The organism is Rhodopila sp. (assembly GCF_035548235.1).
Lineage (GTDB): Bacteria > Pseudomonadota > Alphaproteobacteria > Acetobacterales > Acetobacteraceae > Rhodopila.
The window spans coordinates 63,339-84,394 of the sequence record NZ_DASZTJ010000044.1; the positions used below are offsets into that span (position 1 = coordinate 63,339).

Sequence of the window (21,056 nt, forward strand, 5' to 3'; positions counted from 1 at the left end):
CATGATCGGGCGTTGTTCGAGCAAGAGGAAACGGCCATGCAGCGCGAGGTTTTCGTCGTCTCCGGTGTCCGCACCGCGATCGGTGACTTCGGCGGGAGCCTGAAGGACCTGCCGCCCACGGAGCTGGGTGCCCAGGTGGCGAAAGAGGCGATGTCCCGCGCCGGCGTGGACGGGGCCGAGGTGGAGCACGTCGTCTTCGGCAACGTCATCCACACCGACCAGAAAGATATGTACATGGCGCGCGTCGCCGCCCTGGGCGCCGGCGTGACGCAGGATGCACCGGCCCTCACGCTGAACCGGCTCTGCGGATCGGGGCTGCAGGCGATCGTGTCGGCGGCGCAGGCGGTAACGCTGGGCGACGCTGACATCGCGGTCGCGGGCGGCGCCGAAAACATGTCCCGCGCCCCCTACACCGTCCCCGGCATGCGCTGGGGCGCTCGGATGGGCGACGCCGCGATGATCGACATGATGACGGCCGCGCTGCACGACCCGTTCCACGATATCCACATGGGGATCACCGCCGAGAACCTGGCTGAAAGCCACCAGGTCACGCGCGGCCAGCAGGACGACCTGGCACTGCTGTCGCACCAGCGCGCCAGCCGCGCGATCAAGGAAGGGCGGTTCGCGTCGCAGATCTTGCCGGTGATGCTGAAATCCCGCAAAGGCGAGATCCGTTTCGATACGGACGAGCATGTCCGCGCCGACGCCAGTCCCGACGACTTCGCCAAGCTGAGGCCGGTGTTCAAGAAGGACGGCACCGTCACGGCCGGAAATGCCTCCGGCATCAACGACGGCGCAGCCGCGGTCGTGCTGATGGACGGTGAGACGATGGCCAAGCGCGGTGCCAAGCCCATGGGCCGGCTGGTTGCGTATGCCCATGCCGGCGTCGATCCGAAGATCATGGGCATCGGGCCGGTTCCGGCGTCCCGCGCCGCACTGAAGCGGGCGGGGCTGTCGCTGGACCAGATGGACGTCATCGAGTCGAACGAAGCATTTGCCGCGCAGGCCTGTGCCGTCGCCAAGGACCTCGGGTTCGATCCGGAGAAAACGAATCCGAACGGGTCCGGCATCTCGCTCGGCCACCCGGTCGGGGCGACGGGCACCATCCTGACGGTGAAGGCGTTGTATGAGCTGGAACGGATCGGCGGCCGCTATGCGCTGGTGACGATGTGCATCGGCGGCGGCCAGGGGATCGCCGCGATCTACGAACGCGCCGCCTGACCCTCGGAGCCTGTTCCGGGATCAGCCCGCGGCGGCGGGTCCGGCCTTTTGGCTTTTGAGGCGGTGAAGGACTGTGGGGATGGCCGGTGCGGTTGTTGGCGGCGCTTGGTTCGCACGGCGGCACCCGCTTTGCGGGCTTTGGGAAGGCAGGGGGTCACGGAGGCGTCGCGGGCTGGCCCTGGCGTCGTCGGCGTTGGCTTCGGCGGACAAGGGGCGCCGTCAGCTCTCCGTCATGGCGGGCGGCAGGTTCGTCGGCGGGTAGGACAGGCAAGCACGACAAGCAACGGCGACGCGCATTTGCGGCACGAGAATGAGCCGGTCGTGGGGATGCTCGATCCACGGGCGCACCGATCACGACGACGCACCGGTCGCGGCCTGTTCCACCGCTTATGGCATCCAGGCAATCAGTGCCCGGGCGCGACGATGCCGCCACACGTCCTCCGTGGTCTCCGTGCCTCCCCGACAGAGGGCAAGGCGCCCGACTCCGTGCGCGATCGCAGCCGATGGTGCCCATGGCGGCGGTCGATTCGCGGCAGGAACGGCGAAACACTCCCTTTCCGCCTGCGCCCCCGACAACCCAGCCACGCTTTTGGCCGCTGCGACGGGCAGACGGGCCGGTATCGCCGTCTCGTGATGATGCGACCGGGTGACCTATAGATGGCGAAAGTGTAACGCGGTTGCCTAAAATCGTCGCGTCCTCTAATGGCTTGCCGAAAGCAGCCTCCCGCTTCGAAGCATCAGAGCGCGCGGGTAGCGTAGGGATAGATTGGTGGCAAAACAGACCATCGCGGCGAAGGCCGATCCATTTGGCCGGGATACGGCCCTCGATACCGCTTCCATCCTGGAGGCCTACCGCCGGTGGGCAGGGATCTACGATACGGTATTCGGCGGCGTCTCCTCCGTCGCGCGGCGGCGGGCGGTGGCCACCGTCAACCGCCTGCCGGGCCGCGACGTGCTGGAGGTCGGGGTCGGCACCGGCCTGGCATTGCCGCACTATACGCGCGACAAGCGGATCACCGGCATCGACCTCTCGGCCCCCATGCTGCAGCGCGCGCGCGAACGCACCCAGCGCAACCGGCTGCATCACGTGGTCGCGCTGCATGAAATGGACGCCGAGGCCACCGGCTTCCCCGACGCGTCCTTCGACATTGCCGCGGCGATGTTCGTCGCCTCCGTCGTGCCCAACCCGTCCCGGCTGCTGGCCGAGATGCGGCGCGTGGTCCGTCCGGGCGGCAACATCCTGTTCATCAATCACTTCGCCGCCGAGAAAGGCCCGCGCTGGTGGGTGGAACGGGCAATGGCGCCGGCCTCCCGCGCCCTGGGCTGGCACCCGGACTTCGCCATGGCAGCGATGTTCAGCCCCGAGGACTTGGCGCGGATCGAGATCCGACCCGTCCCGCCCTTCGGCCTGTTCACCCTGGTCCGCCTCGCCGTCTGAGCGCCGTCCCCCTTCGACTCCCCGCGGCTGATTTCCTGCGGGCATGATATAAGGTGGCGCCATGCATGTCCGACTGATCGCTGCGGCGACGCTGCCCGCCGTGTCCGGCGCCGCCATCTATAACCGGACCATCGCCGATAACCTGCGTGCGCTGGGCCATACGGTGGACCTGACCACCGACACCGCCGCAGCGCCTGCCGGCATCGTCATGCTGGTCGACGGCTCGGCCCTGCCCGCCATGTCGCTGGCGGACCTACCAGGCGCGGTCGCCCTGGTCCATCATCCGCTGTCCCTGGAAAACAGCCCGCCGGACCTGACGATGAAGCGGCGGGAAACCGAGTTGTTCGCCGCTGTCCGGCACATCGTGACGACCAGTCAGCAGACGGCGGACCGGCTGGTCGCCGATTTCGCCGTGCCGGCGGAGACGATCACGCCGATCGTCCCGGGCCTCGACGCCTTGCCGCGCTGCCCGGGGACGGGCGGGCCGACCTGCCAGATCCTGTGCCTCGCCCAGCTTATCCCCCGCAAGGGCCAGGACGTGCTGCTGCGCGCCCTGTCGCGGCTGTTCGACCTGGACTGGCACCTGACCATCGCGGGGGGCGAGAACGACCCGGTCTATGCCAACGGGCTGCGGGCCCTGGCCGAGGAGCTGAACATCGCCCGGCACGTCACCTTCCATCCGGAAGCGACCGGCGAGGCGCTGGAGGCGCTGTGGCGGAACACCGACCTGTTCGCCCTCACGTCCCACTACGAAGGCTACGGCATGGTCTGGGCCGAGGCGCTGCGCCGCGGCCTGCCGGTGGTCGCGACGAATACCGGCGCGGTGCCGACGCTGATCGGGCCCAATGCCGGCGTGGTCTGCGCGCCGGGGGACGTCGAACAGCTTTCCAGGGCGCTCCGCCGGCTGATCTTCGACCCGGCCCTGCGCAGGGACATGGCGGAGGAAGCCTGGCAGGCGGGGCAGGCGCTGCCGTCGTGGCGCGACCAGGCGGAGAAGCTGGCCGCCGCGCTGGTCCCGGCCTAACGACCTTCCCGTCCCGAACGGGCTGGCGTAATGCTGGGGCGCCATTTGGGGCCGCCCCTTGAGGGGCCGTCCTTTGGCGCCGCGACAAGACGAAGGGAACGACCATGCTGCTGGGCGCGATCGCCGACGATTTCACCGGCGCCACCGATCTCTGCTCCATGCTGGTGCGGGGCGGCATGCGCACCGTGCAACTGATCGGCGTTCCCAAGGCGGGCAGCCCGGCGCCAGACGCGGACGCCGTGGTCGTCGCGCTGAAGTCGCGCACGGCGCCGGTCCGCCAGGCGGTCGACGAATCCCTGGCCGCGCTGCACTGGCTGCAGGCGGCCGGCGCGCGGCAGTTCTTCTTCAAATACTGTTCCACCTTCGACAGCACCGACGAAGGCAATATCGGTCCCGTCGCGGATGCGCTGGTCCAGGCACTGGGCTGTGGGTTCGCCCTCGCCTGCCCCGCCTTCCCCACCAATAACCGCACCGTCTACCTGGGCTATCTGTTCGCGGGCGGCGTCCTGCTGAACGAAAGCGGCATGGAGAACCATCCGCTGACGCCGATGAAGGACGCGAACCTGGTGCGGGTGCTGTCGCGCCAGACCGACGGGACGGTCGGATTGGTTCCGTTCGCAACGGTCGACCAGGGCGCCGGCCCGGTCCGGGACGCCATGACGCGGCTGAAGGAGCAAGGGCGGCGCTACGCGATCGTCGATGCCGTCACCAATGCGCACCTGGTCTCGATCGGCGCGGCGGCAGCCCATCATACGCTGATCACCGGCGGCTCCGGCATCGCCATGGGCCTGCCGGCGAATTTCCGCGCGGCGGGTTTGCTGCCGGAAGCGACCGATCCCGGCGCGCTGCCGGTGCTGGACGGGGCGACGGCGGTGCTGGCGGGTTCGTGCTCCCGCGCGACGCTGGCGCAGTTGGGTTTCGCGCGAGACCATCTGCCGGTGCATGAGATGGACCCGCTGGCGACGCCGGATGCCGCCGCGCTGGCCGAGACCGCGCTGGCCTGGGCCGGCGGGAAGGTCGGCGAGAAGCCCGTGGTCATCGCGGCGTCGGCACCGCCGGACAAGGTCGCGGCACTGCAGGCGCGCCTGGGCCGCGACCATGCCGGCGCGCTGATCGAGGACGCCGTGGCCCGCGTCGCCGCCGGCCTGGCGGAACGCGGCGTGCGCAAGATGGTCGTCGCCGGCGGCGAGACATCCGGTGCGGTGGCAAAGCAGCTTGGAGTCACGTCATTGCGGATCGGTGACGAAATCGATCCCGGCGTGCCGTGGACGCTGGCGTCCGGCAGCGGACCCGACATGATGCTGGCGCTGAAATCCGGCAATTTCGGCGGCACCGACTTCTTCCTGAAGGCTTTCCGGATGCTGCGGCCATGACCGAAAGCGACCTGCGCTCCCTGCTGTGCCAGCTTGCCGCCAGCCTGTTCGCGCGCGGCTTCTCGGTCGGGTCGGCCGGCAACATCAGCGCCAGGCTGGAGGATGGCTATCTGATGACGCCGACCAATTCCAGCCTCGGGCGGCTGGAGCCGGAGCGGCTGTCGAAGCTGGACCGTGACTTCCGTCATGTCGGCGGCGACAAGCCGTCGAAGGAAGTCTTCATGCATCGCGCGTTCTATCAGGCGAGGCCGGACGCCGGGGCGGTCGTGCACCTGCATTCCACCCAAGCCACTGCCGTCTCCTGCCTGCCGCAGGTCGATCCGGCGAACCCGATCCCGCCGCTGACACCCTATTTCGTGATGCGCGTCGGACGGACGATGCCGATCGTGCCCTATTACCGTCCCGGCGACCCTGCCATGGAGCCCGCCATCCACGCCGCGGCCCTCTCCGCTCGGGCTGTCCTGCTGGCCAATCACGGTCCCGTCGTGTCGGGCAGGACCCTGACCGATGCCGTATACGCGGCGGAAGAGCTGGAGGAAGCGGCTAAATTGTTCCTGATGCTGCTGGGGCGCTCGCCACGGCTGCTGACGCCGGCGCAGGTGGACGACCTGTTGGCCACGTTCGGGTAGTCTATTCCTAAGCCGCAACGAGCCTTCACGATTCCTTAAGGAAAGCGCCGTAGCGTTCCGTTTCCTGGGATTGGAGAACGGACGATGGTCGGGCTGCGCTTACTCCGTGACGTGCCGGTGAGCCTGAAGCTGGCCAGTTCGGTCGTGGGCGCGCTGGCGCTGCTCTGCGCCCTGTCATGGTTCGCGCTGGACCGGCTGGCGTTCGTCACCGCCCTTCAGGCGACGGTGACGGAGCAGGCGGCCATCGGCCGGTCGATCCAGGGCAGCCTGATCGCGGCGCAGGACCTGCGCGTCGTCAGCCGGGAAGTCCAGTCACAGCAGACCGCGACCGCCGTCCACGCCTCGGTCGAACGGGCGCTGAAGCAGAAGGACTTGGCGGCTTCTCTGCTCCGGCAGCCATCCAGCCGGATCGATCCGGTCCTGCTGAGCGCGGCGACCGAGCGGCTGGACGCCTTGATGGATACCGTGCGGCAGGTGGCGGAATTGAGGACGGAGGTCCTGACGACCCGCCAGAAGCGGCTGTTCCAGACCCGTCCGACATTCGAGAACAGCCTGTCCACCTTGGCGCGCGAACTTTCGGACGGCGCGGCGCTGGCCAGCGGCGTCGACTCCGTCCGAGGACAGGAGAGCAAGGCCCGGGAAGGCGGCGGCGCGCTGACGGCTACCCTGTCCCGCTATCGCATCGCCATGGGCAAGCTGCAGCAGTCGGCGCTGATGTTCATCGCCACCGGCAACGGTGGCGCGGCGAACGAGATCAGGGATGCCAAGCAGGAGCAGGAGGCCGCGATGGCGGCACTGCTGAATGCCGATATCCCCGCCTCCGTCCGCGACGACGCGCGGCTGACCCAGACGATCGGCAAGGGCATTGCCGAGGCGTCGATCGACCTGATCGCGATGACGCGCAAGCTAGACCAGGTGGCCGGGGCCGAGATGGACGGCGCCAGCCGGTCGCTGGAGGCCTCGTTCCAGGCACTGTCGGCAGCGGCGGAACGGCAGGAGCAAGCCGCCGTCGCGGCCGCCAGCGCCGCCGGCCGCGACGCGCGCCGCAACATCCTGACGGCAATCGGCGTGGCGGCGGCGGCGATGATGGCGCTGGGCACCGGCTTCACCCGGCTGATCGCACGGCCGATCCGCCGCCTGACCGACGTGGTCCAGGCCATCGCGGAAGGGCAGACGGACCAGGCCGTTCCCTATGTCACGCAGCGCGACGAAGTGGGCCGCATGGCCGCATCGGTCGAGACGCTGCGCGGCGTGATGCGGGAGACGTTCATCCAGAGCCAGATGATCGAGCAATTGCCGGTCGGGGTCATGACCGCCGCGCCGACCGGCGATTTCGCCATCACCTACTGCAACGCCGAGGCGCGGCAGGTGCTCGAGCGGGTCCAGGACCAACTCGCGGTGCCGGCCGACGCGCTGGTCGGCAAGGGCCTCGCGATCTTCCGTCCCTACGCGCTGCAGCGGGATGAGTTGATCGCCGATCCGTCCAACCTGCCGTATCAGTCCCGCTTCGCCCTGGGCGCCGAGACCCTGGACCTGAAGGTCACCGCCATCTTCGACCGCCAGGGACGCTATGCCGGACCGCTGCTGATCTGGCGGCGCGCGACCGACCAGGTCCGGCTCGTCACGCAGTTCGAGCAGAGCGTGGGCCGCATCGCCCACACCGTTGCCACTGCCGCGGACGGCATGAAAGAGGCCGCGATGGTGATGCGCGCCGGCACCGTCGATGCCGGGCAGCGGACGGTCGCGGTCTCGGCTGCTTCCGACCAGGCGTCGCACAGCGTCAGCACCGCTGCCGCCGGAGCGGAGCAGGTCGCGGTTTCGGTGGCGGAGATCGGACGGCAGGTCGCCGAGTCCGCGCGCATCGCGGCGCAGGCGGTGGCCGAGGCGGAGGCGACGAACGCTTCGGTCAGCAGCCTGGCGAGTGCAGCGCAACAGATCAACGCGGTCATCAGCCTGATCCGCGACATCGCCGGCCGCACCAACCTGCTGGCGCTGAACGCAACGATCGAGGCAGCCCGAGCGGGAGAGGCCGGCAAGGGATTCGCGGTGGTGGCCAGCGAGGTGAAGAACCTCGCGACCCAGACCGCCAAGGCAACCGAGGACATCGGCGGCCAGATCCAGACGATGCAGCAGGCGACCGCCGACGCCGTGAACGCCTTGCGCCTGATCGGCGCGACGATAGAGCGGATGAACGGCATCGCCGGCAACATCGCCGACGCGGTGGACCAGCAGGGCCAGGCGACGCAATCCATCGCCATCGCCGTCCAGCACGCCGCCGCAGGCACGGCCGAGGTCAACGGCAACATTTCCGCCGTCGCCCAGGCGGTGGAGGAAACCAGCCACAAGGCCGGCAGCCTGCTGGAGTCCGCGACGGGCATGAGCGAGCAGGCATCGATGCTGCAAGACGAGGTGGCCGGCTTCCTACGTGCGGTGCAGCAGGCGGCTTAGAACGGCCCCTCAGGTTGGAATAGCTTCCCCAGGGCCGGCGCCCTCTCACTCACGGCCGGGCCATCTCTTTCCCCCGAGGCACGGGATAGTCCGGTCAAGCCGGACCATGACCAGCGGAGCCCTCGGTGAGCATGCGATGCAACCGGAACGTTCCGAACTCCAAAAACACTTGCGGAAAAGTCGAACGCATTGTAAGGAACTGTTTCAGTCCGGTTGCCCAACAAGCACCGTGACGCCGGGGAAAGGACTTTGATCGAAGACCAAGTAAATCGGATCGATCAAACTCAGTAACATAAGCAATCAAACAGCCAGTTTGCGGCACTCGTTCGACACACGACAGACGATCATAGCCAAAGCAACTAAGTAACGACGCTCCCTCGAGCGGCCGCCGTGATCGTTCGCACGCAGTGCAACCTTTGGGGGGAACGATGAGCGTTCGGCTGGGTATCAGCGTGCTCGACCTGCTGCCGCAGACGTCGTCGCTTGCGCTCCAAGTACCCGATGACGTCGTCGAGAAAATCGGCGTCCTCACCATCCTCGACCATCGCGCCACCACCAGCGCCGACTTCGTGCTGCACGAAGGCACCCTTCAATCCGCCGCCGATACGCTCGGTATCGATACGTCGTCCTGGGCCTTGCAGATCCCTGGACTGACCGAAGGACTTCCGTTCCGCCTGGCGATCCAGCGCGGGACCGTGACCGCCGGTCAGGAAGCCGCGCCCACGCTCTGGACGCTGGACATCGAGGTATCCGACGTCGAGGTGCAGATCCCCGGCGTTCGCGCGGCGAAACAGACCGGCGGAACCGGCGTCACCGCGCTGACCCTGCAGCCGGTGCAAGGCAGCGAGCAGGCCCGCAAGGTCTTCCTGGTCGCCCGCGGCGTCATCCGGATCAGCGGCGGCGGCGCGTCCGGCACCCAGGTCCAGATCGTCGACACGCCCGACCCGCTCGACCCCGGCGCCCCGACCGGCGCGGTCATCCGCCTGACGGCCCGTCCGCCGCATTTCCTGTTCGGCGATTCCCGCTTCGGCATGACGCTCGATCAGTTCGTGCTCGACCTGTCGAACACCTATACGCCGCCCGAGATCGTCGCGCGCAGCCATGACGAGACATGGGAAGGCGTATCGTTCCGGGAAGCGACCTTCTACCTGCCGCCCGATACGCCCCTGTTCCATTCGCTGTCGGTCAGCGCACGCGACGTCATCGTCGGGTCTCCCGGCGGGCTGCAAGGCATCCTGCAGATCCAGTTCGGAGAGGTGTTCGCAGACCAGTTCAACACCCGCATCACCGTCTCGCAGCAGGACGCGCATGGCGGGTCCGACACGCCGGTCGCGCAGAACGCGGTCACGCCGCCGGGCACGAACCTGGTGTTCCCGGTCACCGCCGGGACCGGCGGCACGACGCAACGGGTGCGGGCGACGTTCAATATCGGCATCGGCCAGACCATCCCCGGCCACAGCGACATCGCGGTCGTCGGCGTCTACTGGAAGCTGCCCGATGGTCGCGAAGGCAACGACGCGGTCACGCCGTATTTCGACGCGCCGACGGACGCGCAGATGCATTACCGGCTGCGCACGGCCGACCCGTCGCAGCCTCTCGCCACCGCCAACCCGCCCAGTGCGGTGCCCGACGGCCAGACGGAACTGACCGAGGTCACCGTCTCCTTCCCTCGCGCCGCCGGTAGTCCGACCGGCGCCGGGCCGGTGGTCGACGCCACCATCAGCGGTACCGTTTACAACAACGTGCTGCACTTGCGCGGCCCGCGAACCAGCCTCGCCGGCGTCCAGATCGCCACGCACGCCAATACGCATGCGACCTGGCAACTCGGCACCGGCAGCGCCCCGACGGTCGTGCACGACGCCGCCGGCTTCACCGTGCCGCTGCTGCCCGAGGGGACGTCCAGCCTCGACCTGACGGTGACGGACGACAACGGCGTGCGGCGCGTGCGGATCGATCCGGTCGCGCAAGGCTCGCTTGTCGTCGGACACATGACGGGCGGCGGTCCCAGTGCGGCGGTGACGGTGATCGGCACCGGCGACGCAAGCCCGACCGACGTCACCGACACCTTCCTCGCCGTCCCCTTCCATGCCTCCGCCGCTCGACAGGCGGCCAGCCAGCCGGCGAGCTTCGCGGGCACCGTGATCACCGTGCCGCAGGGCACCGACGCGGAAGTGTCGATCCAGGTGCCGGCGAACCCCGCCGATCCGCTGCCCACCATCACGCCACCCGGCAACACCACGCCGAACGTTGCGCAGGTGCTGTACAACTGGGACGAGGCGGACCCGCAAAGCGTCGTCTACCCGTTCGACGGGTCGGCGTCGGGATCGGACACGCTGAACCACGAACCCGAGGCAATCCCGCTCGGCGGCGGCGACCTGTCATCGCGGTCGCGCCCGAACGGAACGGACGTCGTGTCGCAACTGCGCCAGTGGCTGGCGGATTTCGGTCCCGCCAACGGACGCAAATACTACGTCGTCGGCCGCACCGACGACCTGAAGTTCAACGGCACGCTGGACGAGAACAACACCTATAACGACGGGCTGGCCGACAAGCGCGCCGCGGCGGCGTCCACGGCGCTGCAGCAGGCAGGTGCCGACCCGTCCAGGATCACCGTCCGACACGAACGCGCCGCCTTCCCGACGACGCCCGAAGGCAGCCCGCCCACGCGCATCACCGAAGCGGCGCGCCTGGCACTGCCGGCCAGCCAGGTCACCGGCACCGCACCGGTCTGGAACAAGCGCTGGAACGCAGACGGGTCGGACACCAGCACCCACGCCTCGGCCAAGAACGACACGCGCCGCCCACCCTACCGCAGCGCCGAGATCTACGTCGTGGACACCGGCGGCGCGCCGCCGCCGCCACCGCCGCCTGCGCCGGGTGGCGTGCCGGTGCGTATCCTGGTGCCTGGTCCCGACGGCGCTCCACCCGCCACCGTCGCGACCACCACCAATTCCGGCCCGCCCACCGACTACCGCGTCCAGCTTACGGTCAAATGGGACAGCCCCACTGTCGTCAGCCTGTCCGACGCCATCCCCAGCGAAGCCGAGGCGCTGATCGCCTGGAAAAAGGCCCAGGTCGAACTGCCCGCCACAACGTCCGGCAACCCGCCGCCGGTGCCGCCGCCGACCGGACCGGATTACTGGCAGTTGCTGCTGCACTGGGCGTATGACAGCCGTACGGGGGAGACCGACGCCTCGGGCGCACTCAGCCTGCCGTCCGGCACCATGACGTTCCAGTCGAACCCGCTGGCCGGCGCCCTGGCGTTCGCACCCGCCTTCGCGGCCAAGCTGGCGCCGGCCGACACGGTGTCGGACGCGGCCGGAGAATTCGCCGCCGCCGCCGCCCTGTTCGCCGTCGGCGCGGCGATCGGCGCGCTGATCAACTCCGGCGCGCAGACCAGTTCCGTCGACATCAACGGGTTCTCGATCGAATACAAGTGGGACGGCGCCGCGCACGGCAAGGCGGCGATGGATTATACCGTCGACCTGCGCGTCAACGTCAGCCTGTCGGGGGCGGGATCGGTCGTCGGGCACCTGAAGCTTCGCTACAAGGGCGTCGGCGTGCGCTTCGACGGCAAGCCCGACGGCGGCTTCGCGGGCGTCGCCTTCTCCTTCGACGGCCTCTCCGTCGAGGTCGTCGATCCCGGCCAATGGTCCCTGGGCGGCCCGCTCGGCAACCTGATCCGAATCGCCAATTCGCGGATGGGCAACGGGTCGCAATGGATGGAGTTCGACCTCCAGTTCGCGCTCGACCTTGGCGTGGTGACGCTGGAGGGTGCGACGATCCGTCTCGCCTTCGATCCGTTCTCGGCGGAGCTGCGCGGCCTGACCGCCAGCGTGAACATCCCCGATACCCTGATCGGACGGGGTTCGCTGACCGTCGGCGACGGCGGCAGCGTCCGAGCGCTGCTGTCCCTGTCGGTGATTCCGGCGAAACTGAGCGCGTACGGCGCGATCGCGATCGACCAGGACTTCGTGTCGATCGAGGTCGGCGTGCAATTGCCCGTGGGTATCCCGCTGGCCAACACAGGGTTCGGCATCTTCGGCTTCATGGGCCGTTTCGTTGCCAACGGAACGCGCAACCTGGATGGACTGAACAATCCCGATCCGGTACAGAAGCAACTGGATTGGTACGACCGCTCGCCGCAGGACAAGTACAAGCGCCTGTCGGGCCAGTTCGCCTTCGGCGTCGGCGCCGTCATCGGCACGCTGCCGGACGGCGCGTTCACCTTCAACGCCGCCGGCTCCCTGACCATCGGCTTCCCCGACATCTCGGTCGTGTTCGGCATCGATGCGCACCTGATCTCGCAGCGCCAGGACCAGGCGACCGAACAGGGCACGCCGAACAACGCATCGTTGCGCATCCTGGGCATGGTGCTGATCGACGAGACCGCGATCACGCTGGCGGTACGGGCGAATTTCGAGATTCCGCATGTCCTGAAACTGGTCATTCCGATCTCGGCCTATTTCCCGATCTCGGGCGGCGATCCCTGGTATATCCGCATCGGCACCGACAACGACACGTCGCGCCCCGGCAGCCCGGTCAGCGCGACGCTGCTGCCCGGCATCCTCGACGTCACCGCCTGGGCCTTCATCATGATCGAGGAGCGGGGGCTGCATAACCTGGGCGGCACCGTCGTGCAGCTCGACCTGGCGCAGCCGCTCGATTTCGACGGGTTCACCATCGGCTCCGGCGCGGGCTTCGACCTGAAATGGTCGGCCGGGCCGTTCAAGCTGGAGATCTCGGCCTACCTGCTGGTCGGCGTCGGCACCAAGCCGCTGCTGTTCGCCGGTGCGGCGGGGGTCAAGGGCGAGCTGGACCTGGTGATCATCTCGGTCGGCGTGGACGGCCAGGTCAGCTTCCATATCGGTCCGGACAAGAAATATCTCGACGGGCATTTCTGCGGCCATGTCGATTTCTTCTTCTTCTCGATCTCGGGCTGCGTCGACATCCATATCGGCGACGATCCGGGCGGCAGCATCGCGCCGCCGGACAGCCCGATCGCGGGGATCGACCTGTGCGACCACCTGGCCGCGGTGAAGGGCAAGGTGACCAACAGCGTCGTCTCCCCGCTGCCGACCGTGTGGCCGGACACCGTCGCGGTGGTGCGCTTCCAGCACTACATCAACGACAACCTCGGCTCATCGTCCGATTTCAACCGCAAGCTCGCATCGCCGGCGCCGCTGTCGCCGTGGTCGGGCACGACGGCATTGAAATACGCCTTCCAGCTCAAGTCGCTGACGCTGTTCAAGCTGACCGGCGGCGATCCGTCGCAGGCGGGAAGCTGGACGCAGGTGCATGGGCCGTTCGATTCCGCCTGGTGGCTGCCGACCCATCGCGCGGCCGTCATCGAAGGGCCGCCGGCACCCGGCCCCAGCACCGAGGAAGGGCGCGAACTGGGCCTGTTCTCCACCGATCCGCGTGCCTGGTCGCGCTGGCTGGGCGACGGGTCGCAGACGCAGCCGGGCGATCCGGCCAACACGGTGGGTAATGTCTGCGACCCCAGCGCACCGGCAGACCCGTCCTGCGCCTATGGCAAGGACTGGGTCTTCTTCGCCGGGACGTTGGGCGCGTTCAAGGCGAGCCCGCCGGCGAACGCGGCATTCCCCAGCCGCTTCACCGTCACCGCCGACCTGGGCAACGGGCTCGACTCCGCGACCGCCGCCGCGTTCGGCAACGATGCCGGCTGGACCTGGCAACCCGGCGCCATCGGCTCGCTGCATGGCCCGGCGGTCGTCGATGGCGCGACGTTCACCAGCGGCTGGCGCTTCCCCTGCTGGACCGCCATGGGCCACTTCGTCGCCAGCGCGCCGATGGTCCTGACCTTCTCGAAGCCGCTGCTCTCGGCCGACGTGGTGCTGGAAATCTGCGTCAACCGCGACGCGATCCAGTTGCCCAAGCATGTCTGCGACGCGATGCCCGACAAGACCGGCCCGATCGACAGCTTCGCCGGCGCGTCCGGCGCGAAATACACCGGCCGGGGGATGGAGGGCGTAACGGTCGGCGGCGTGCATGCGCTGCACCTGGGCGCCGGCCTGCTGATAGCCACCTATCCCGGTTCGGTGACCGAGGTGACCATCGACCTCGACCCATCCGGCGACAGTATCGAACTGGTAGCGACCGGCGCCGGCGGCGCACAGGTCGCCTCTGCCACCGCCTCCGGTTCCGGGCGGCGGGTGGTGGTGCTGGATGGGACGGGGATTTCCGGCCTGACGGTGAAGGGCGGCAGCAAGACCATCGTCTTCGAGGTCTGCTGGGGGCCGCAACCGCCGGCAATCGCGCAGTATCTCGATGGCGTGCCTGCGCAGACGCCGACCGTGACGGCAATCGACGTGTCGGGCACGGCGGTGGTGATCCAGCCCCAGCTCGCCGCCACCCCAACAACGCAGCCAGCCGCCGCCAGCGTGGTCGTCCAGACCTGTCCGAAGATCACGTTCAAGCTGCCCGCCGGCAAGGGGTGGACCAGCATCCGGATCCCGCCCTGGCTGCGCGGCACCGTCACCCTGGTCGCGGTCTGCGGCGTGACCATGGAGGCCTCGGCGGCACAGAACGCGGACTCCAACTTCCGCGCCAGCCTGAAAGCCCTGCTGCTCGGCCTGGCCGCCGATGTCAGCGCCGACACGCCGACCCACGACGTCTATCTCGACGCCAACAGCACGTATGAGCTGCGGGTGACCTGGCAGTGGCAGGGCTGGCAGCCGGCGCATCCCGGCGACGAGCCCGGGCCGCCCGATCCGAACCATTGGACCGACGGCCCCGAGGAGCGGTTCCGCTTCGCCACCGCCGATTTCGGCCTCGCGACGACGCCGGCGCCGGTGCAGAACACCAGCCTGGATGTCGATCCGGCACAGGGCGGCCCGGGCTATGATGAGCGGACGTTCGATCCGCGCGGCATCGCCCGGTACCTGACGGCGGTGACGCCCACCCAGCTCGACGCGCCGCATTTCCTGGATGACGCGATCGGCTTCTGGTTCATGGTCGATCACCTGGAGACGCTGATCGAGAAATACGACCGCATCCTCCAGGTGAAGGTGCTGCGGACAAGGCCGCCCGCCGGATCGCTGTACAACGCGCCGGTGCACGTCTCGGGGTCCAAGCACATCCTGGACGTCACCACGAAGGTGTCGTGGCAGGTGACGACCGATGCGTGGACGCAGGCGGATTACCGCTTCATCCAGGCAGCCGTGGCGGCGTCCTGCATCGGCCAGGCGCCGTCGGTCGGGTCGTCGATGGTGTCGGTGACCGCGGACCTGGTGCCGCGGTCGGAATACGACCTGCTGCTGAACGCCGCGCCGAAGACCGTGGGCGGCCACCCCGAGGTCGCCATCGCGCGCAGCCATTTCCGGACCTCCCGCTATCACAACCCGGCAGGACTGCTGGCCGGTCTGGGCTTCGCCGCTCCGATCGCCATCACGATGCCGACCGACGCCATCGCCACCGCCGCGTTCCCGGCGGGCGCATTGCAGGTCGGCGACACGGCGCTGGATGCGGCGCTGACCGCACTGGGCCTCGATCCCTGGCCGCTGCCGGCCGCGCCGCGCACGACCGTGGTCTGGCTGCGGCCCGCTGCCGCCGGACAGCCTTGGCGGATCGCCGGCGTCCTGATCGAAGCCGACGAACCGGTCTGGCGGCCCGGCTTCTCCAATGGCGCGCAAGGGACGCCCCCGCCGCCGCCCCGCATGGAGGTGATGTCGATGACCATCTCGCGCACCTACGAGCAGACGATCGTCCATCCGGGTCCGGGCGGGCATCCGATCGTCACGCATGTCACCAAGCACGATCCGCTGGGCACGCTGGCGGAAGTGGTGCGCAGCGGCGGCGGCACCCGCTCGCTGCTCGTGCCGGCCGCGCCGATCGCCATGACCGGCGGCCGCATCTACGACGTCGCGCTGCAACTGCGGGAGAACGGCAGCCCCGGCACCCAGGGCAGCGCCCCGCTGATCGATCGCCCGCTGATGATCGCCCAGGAGGGTGAGTGATGAGAGGGGGTGTCATCACCGGCGCTCACGCCAGCCCTGGGCCAGTGCCTATGGGGCGAGCGATGCGCATCCACGCGAACCCGACCGGAGAGACGCGATGAGCACGCCGCTGGCTCCCCTCTGGGCCTTCGTCGCCGAGGCCATCGACGGCGTGGGCGACACCCACCTGCCGCCGGGCGTGCATGTCCGGGCGCTGCCCTCCGCCACGCTGGGCCTGCCATCGACGCCGCTGGTGGTGACCCGAGCGGCGCTGAACTCGGACCAGGTGATTCGGTTGTCGCGGACCGATGGGGTGGTCTGGATCGACAGCCACGGCGCGACGCTGACGCTTCCGTTCGACGTGACGGCGGACAATCCGGTGACCGGGTATTTCCCGGTGCAGGACGTGTTCTTCGCGCAGTTGGATGCGACGCCGGCGGATATCATCATCCGGCCGCCGATCGGGCCGATCCTGGCCGGCACGCTGGTCGCCGCGCCCGCGACGGCGCCGACGACGACCCCATCGACGACGACCCCACCGACGACGACCCCACCGGCAACGACCCCACCGGCAACGACCCCACCGGCGACGACCCCACCGGCGGCGCCGATCGCGACAACGCCCATCCATGTGACGCCGACGCCGATCCACGTCACGCCCGGTCCGACGACACCGACCCCCATCACGCCAACGCCGGTCACGCCCGTGCCAGCCACGCCGACGACGCCCGCGCCCGATCCCGCTCCGGAGGCGCTGACGATCCCCAAGCTGCCGCCGTTCCAACGGCCCGCAGGCGCGCTGGCGGCGAACCCGGCGCTCGCCGATACCCTGAAATCGCTTTCGGACAGGCTGATCTCGCACCTGACCCTGAAAGCCCCGCTGCGGTTCGAGGCGCTGGCCAATTCCGTTCTCGGGCCGGCCCCGGTGCAAAGCCGCAGCAGCGCGCCGTATGAGCTGGCCGGCGTCACCATCCCTGCTGTCCGCATCGTCGGCGCCGGCCACGTCACCGGCATCCGCTGGGCGCGGATGAGCGGGCTCGTCGAGAAATTGCAGGAATCGCCGTGGGAGATCTGGAGCCTGCCCGTCGCCCCTGCCCCCCGCTACACGCCCACCGCCAACGCCCTGGTCGAGGCCGCCGCTCGGCTCGCCCGCGCCGCGGTGGTCAAGCAGCCGCTCTACGTCGCCTACACGGCCACCGGCCCCGCGACCGCGCCGGCCGCCACGCCGGCTGACGCCGCGGCGCGACTGGCCGAGATGCGGACGCAGATCGACCCGTGGGTGCACCGGCTTCTGACCGACCTGGGTCATGCACCCGCCGACATCGTCGACACCCAGCCGATCACCGGCCAGAACGCCGGGCAAAACGGCACTGCGTCGGTGCCGGTGCAACCGTTCCTGATCAGCGGCGCGATCGATCCGGATGCCGCGCACTACCTCGGCTTCGGGGATTGCGACCAGAAACCGCCGACCGAGAAAGGCGGCGTCGTCTTCTACCGGACCCGAGCGCTGTGGGCGTGGGACAGCAAGCTGTGGAAAAAGGCGGAGCGGCAGGCGCTCGCGCCCGGCCTTCGTGCCGACCTGGATACGGCGGTCGGCGCTTTTCCGATCCTGAAGGAAATGAAGATCGTTCCGCCACAAAAAGGTCCATATCTCGACCTTTCGGCCATGGCGGTCGCGATCGTCGGAGTGCCGCCGGACCCGCCGCCGGCAGCGCCGTTCACCGCGGTCACGGACCGAGGCTGGCTGGCCAGCCCGCCGCCGCCGGACGTGCGGCGCGCGCTGCGCATCCAGGCATCCGGCTTCCGTCCGCATGCCGTGGCGTCGCTGGCTGCCACGGATTCCGCGGGCGACCGGACGCTCAACCCCTATCCGAAAATCGGCCGCCTGCTGCCCGGCCAGCCCTTGCCGTCATCCAAGGCAACGCCGCTGCCGATCATCGTCTCCCGCCCGCAGGATGCCATGACCCCCGGCGAAGGCCGGTTCGAGGACCGGGACGCGCCCGAGGACGCGATCCTGTACCGGCTGGCGCAGGGCGACTGGTTCGGACGCTGGGGACCGTGGATGACGACCACTGCGCCGGCGAAGGCCCGCACGGCGCCGATGAAGCCGGCGATCGAGGCGTTCGTCACGCCCGCGACGGTGCCCAGCCCGATCCCCAACACGCCGCTGTCTCCGGCGATCACGCTGCGTATCCCGATCCCCCGCACCGAAAGCCTGCCCCCAGGCGGCGCGGCGCTGGTCCGGCTGGACCTGGACGAGACCTTCCAAGGCAGCCCGCTGACGACGACCAGCTATACGCTGGCGAGCCTGCCGGGCACCGCCGGCATCGAGGCCAAGACCGCGCCCGATCCCGATATCCTGGTGATCCACCGCACCGGCCCCGCCCTGGCACGGGCAGCGACCGGCAAGGCGACCTATACCGCGCGCTGGATCGATACGCTGAGCCTGGTGTCGCCCAATGCCGATCCGGTGGCGCGCGCCTTGACCGATCCGCGCCCGCCACCGGCCCCGCCGGTGATCACCGACCTGCGCTACACCTCCCGCCCCGACGCGCAGGGCATCGCTCGGGTGGACCTGGATTTCACCACCACGCCCGGCACGCGCTACCGCGTCTATGCCAGCAGCGAGACGACGCTGCTGGCCGCGCTGGATGCCGGCGATGCCGCCGCACACGCGGCCGCGGCCGACATCCGCGCCGCCACGCCGGGCGCACCGCGTGCGATGGCGTTCAAGGCCCATAAGGCGTTGTTCGGCTGGGATCATTTCGAAAACCTGACCAAGGAGTCGGTCGTCGCGACCGGCTCGACCACGCATTTCGTGCATATGATCTCCGGCTCCCTGACCGTGCTGGCGATCTATCGCGTGCTCAGCGAAGGCCCGTCCGGGCAGTTGTCGGAGATGACCGAGGCCGACCTGGTGCCGTTCGCGGTGCCGAATCTGGGACCGCCGCCGCGGCCGCAAATGGCGCTGATCAATGCCGGTCTGGATCCCACGACGCAGGGCGTGCGGCTGCGGGTGAAGGTGCCGATCGGCCAGGCCGCGCCGAAGGCCTGGCGCCTGCGCCGCGCCAGCGCGCCGGTGCGCGATCCGCTGGGGATGAACATCGTGGCGACCGGCCCGGTGCCCGCCTTGACCAGCGACGGTACCAGCCAGAGCTTCGAGTTCGACGCCACCGATCCCTTGAAGCCGTGGCGGCAATACCGCTTCGCCATCGAGGTGCAGGCCGACCAGCCGCCCGGCGCACCGACCGTCGGCGTGATCCCCGCCGGCGACTGGAGCACGGCCAGCGTGCCCGTCACCCTGGGCGTGATCCCGCCCGCCGGCCCGGCCCAGGCCAGTACGGTGCAAATCGCCAACGGCGCCACCATGCTGAACATCACCGTTACCCATCCCCAGGCGGACTCGCTGATCAACACCACCCTCGGTCCCTACGTGTTCGAGGTCTGGCGATGCGAGCCGGGGAAGCGTCCGGCCAAGATCGACGTCGCGTTCAGCCGCGGCGCGGGATCGACCTGGACGGGCAGCGACACCACGACCGCGCCCGCGGGCACGTATGTCTCGCTGCGGATCATCGACCCGATCGGCCGGCGCAGCGATCCCTGCGTCTCCAACCAGATCTGAGGGCACCATGGCGATCACGCTCAACCCGACGGTCTCCGCGCTGGGTATCATGGCGCCCGTCCTCGGACCCTGGTTCTCGGACAACGCCATCACCCTGCCCGTGCCCGACGCGTCGCAGAAACTGGCGCTGCCGCTGACGCTGTCGGGCGGAACCAAGGTGTATGCGCCGGCGACGGGGCTGATGAGCCTGTACGTCAGCAGCGCCGCCAGCCCGCCCGCGGCGCTGAACGCACTGCAGGACAGCGACGGCAACGCCCCGTTCCCCGACAACCGGCTGGTCGCCTTCTTCCGCCTGCTCCCAGAGGTCGAACTGCGGCTGCATGCGCTGATGGGCCTGGTGCCGGCCGCCGATGCCAGCCCGATCACCACGCTGCCGACCGCGATCGGGATCCCCAGCCGCCCGCAGGTGCGCAGCCTTGCGCTGGTGCTGCCGGCCGGGACAGGACTGACGCCGTCGGAGGTCGAGACCCTGGTCGGCGCCGGCGTCGTGCAGGGGAGCACCGATGCCGAGAAGATGGCCTCGGTCGGACTGGCGATCTCCGGCAGCAACGTCACCAATGCCACGGTGCCGATGACCTGGCTGCGCCGGCCCGGCGGCAGCGGATCGAACCGCGACACGCTGTTCCAGAACCTGTCCGGCGCGGTCGATCTCTGGGCGTTCGACCGGCGCGGGCGCGCGGTCGATCCGGGCGCAGTCGCCTGCTGGTGGTCGTGGCTGCTCAACAGCGCGGTAGGGGCGGCCAGCGGAACATTGCAGTTGCTGGCGCCGTCGCTGAACGCCACCACGGACTATCCGCAGGATGGGGGCCAGCCGGTGGTGGTGAAGTTCGCCGCCCAACGCACCCTCCACCTCGTCGATGCGCACGAAGGCCCGCTCGGCGACCCGTTCATCAGCGGCCGGCTGCAAAGCGGCGGCAGCGCTGTGACGGCCAACCTGCTGACCGCCAGCGGCGCTACGGCCGTCGCCCTGTCGTTCCAGGCACTGACCGCGCCGGCCACTACGCCGCCGGCGGACAATCCGCAGCTCGACAACGCGCCGCGCGCGCGGGTGGCGGTGCTGCCTTCGGGAAGCTACGGCACGACCGTCTCGCTCTGGCCCGGCGGGCCGGTGCATGCGGCGCTGACGCGGGATTTCGTGCGGGTGGGCGTGGTCGAGGAAGAGCGGCATCTGACCGGGATCGTCCGGCGCGACAGCCGTCAGAGCGTGTCCAGCGCCTCCGACCGGCGGCAATCGGCGCAGAACCGGCCGAGCACGCGGATCAACGTGGGGCGGACGGCGAATACGAACGGGGTGCTGCTGGCCAATGGCGGGCTGGTGGCGGCGGCGATGCTGGCGCTGCCGA

At 69.4% G+C, this 21,056-nt stretch carries 9 protein-coding genes; all 9 read left to right on the plus strand.

Going from position 1 to position 21,056, the window contains the following annotated elements:
• Positions 1 to 36: 36 nt before the first annotated feature.
• Positions 37 to 1,221, plus strand: coding sequence for an acetyl-CoA C-acyltransferase family protein (locus tag VHB27_RS03835; protein ID WP_325597603.1), 1,185 nt, complete (start codon positions 37 to 39; stop codon positions 1,219 to 1,221).
• A gap of 769 nt (positions 1,222 to 1,990) precedes the next feature.
• On the plus strand, positions 1,991 to 2,659 hold the full coding sequence (locus VHB27_RS03840; RefSeq protein WP_325597604.1) for a class I SAM-dependent methyltransferase: 669 nt from the start codon (positions 1,991 to 1,993) through the stop codon (positions 2,657 to 2,659).
• Between the two features lie 61 nt (positions 2,660 to 2,720).
• Positions 2,721 to 3,683: a glycosyltransferase family 4 protein gene (locus VHB27_RS03845; RefSeq protein ID WP_325597605.1), complete on the plus strand. Its 963-nt coding sequence runs from the start codon at positions 2,721 to 2,723 to the stop codon at positions 3,681 to 3,683.
• Positions 3,684 to 3,787: 104 nt separating this feature from the next.
• Positions 3,788 to 5,056 (plus strand): 3-oxo-tetronate kinase, encoded by a 1,269-nt coding sequence (gene otnK, locus VHB27_RS03850; RefSeq protein ID WP_325597606.1) that lies wholly within the window; start codon positions 3,788 to 3,790, stop codon positions 5,054 to 5,056.
• A complete protein-coding gene (locus tag VHB27_RS03855) occupies positions 5,053 to 5,685 on the plus strand; it encodes an aldolase (protein WP_325597607.1) in 633 nt (210 codons plus the stop codon). Before otnK ends, VHB27_RS03855 begins: the two co-directional genes overlap by 4 nt.
• A gap of 84 nt (positions 5,686 to 5,769) precedes the next feature.
• A complete protein-coding gene (locus VHB27_RS03860) occupies positions 5,770 to 8,133 on the plus strand; it encodes a methyl-accepting chemotaxis protein (protein WP_325597608.1) in 2,364 nt (787 codons plus the stop codon).
• Between the two features lie 428 nt (positions 8,134 to 8,561).
• Entirely contained in the window at positions 8,562 to 16,112 is a 7,551-nt protein-coding gene (locus VHB27_RS03865) for a hypothetical protein (RefSeq protein ID WP_325597609.1), read from the plus strand.
• A 97-nt stretch (positions 16,113 to 16,209) separates the two neighbouring features.
• Positions 16,210 to 19,713 (plus strand): hypothetical protein, encoded by a 3,504-nt coding sequence (locus VHB27_RS03870; protein ID WP_325597610.1) that lies wholly within the window; start codon positions 16,210 to 16,212, stop codon positions 19,711 to 19,713.
• A 7-nt stretch (positions 19,714 to 19,720) separates the two neighbouring features.
• Positions 19,721 to 21,056: hypothetical protein (locus tag VHB27_RS03875; RefSeq protein ID WP_325597611.1), on the plus strand; the 1,336-nt coding region annotated here is incomplete at its 3' end.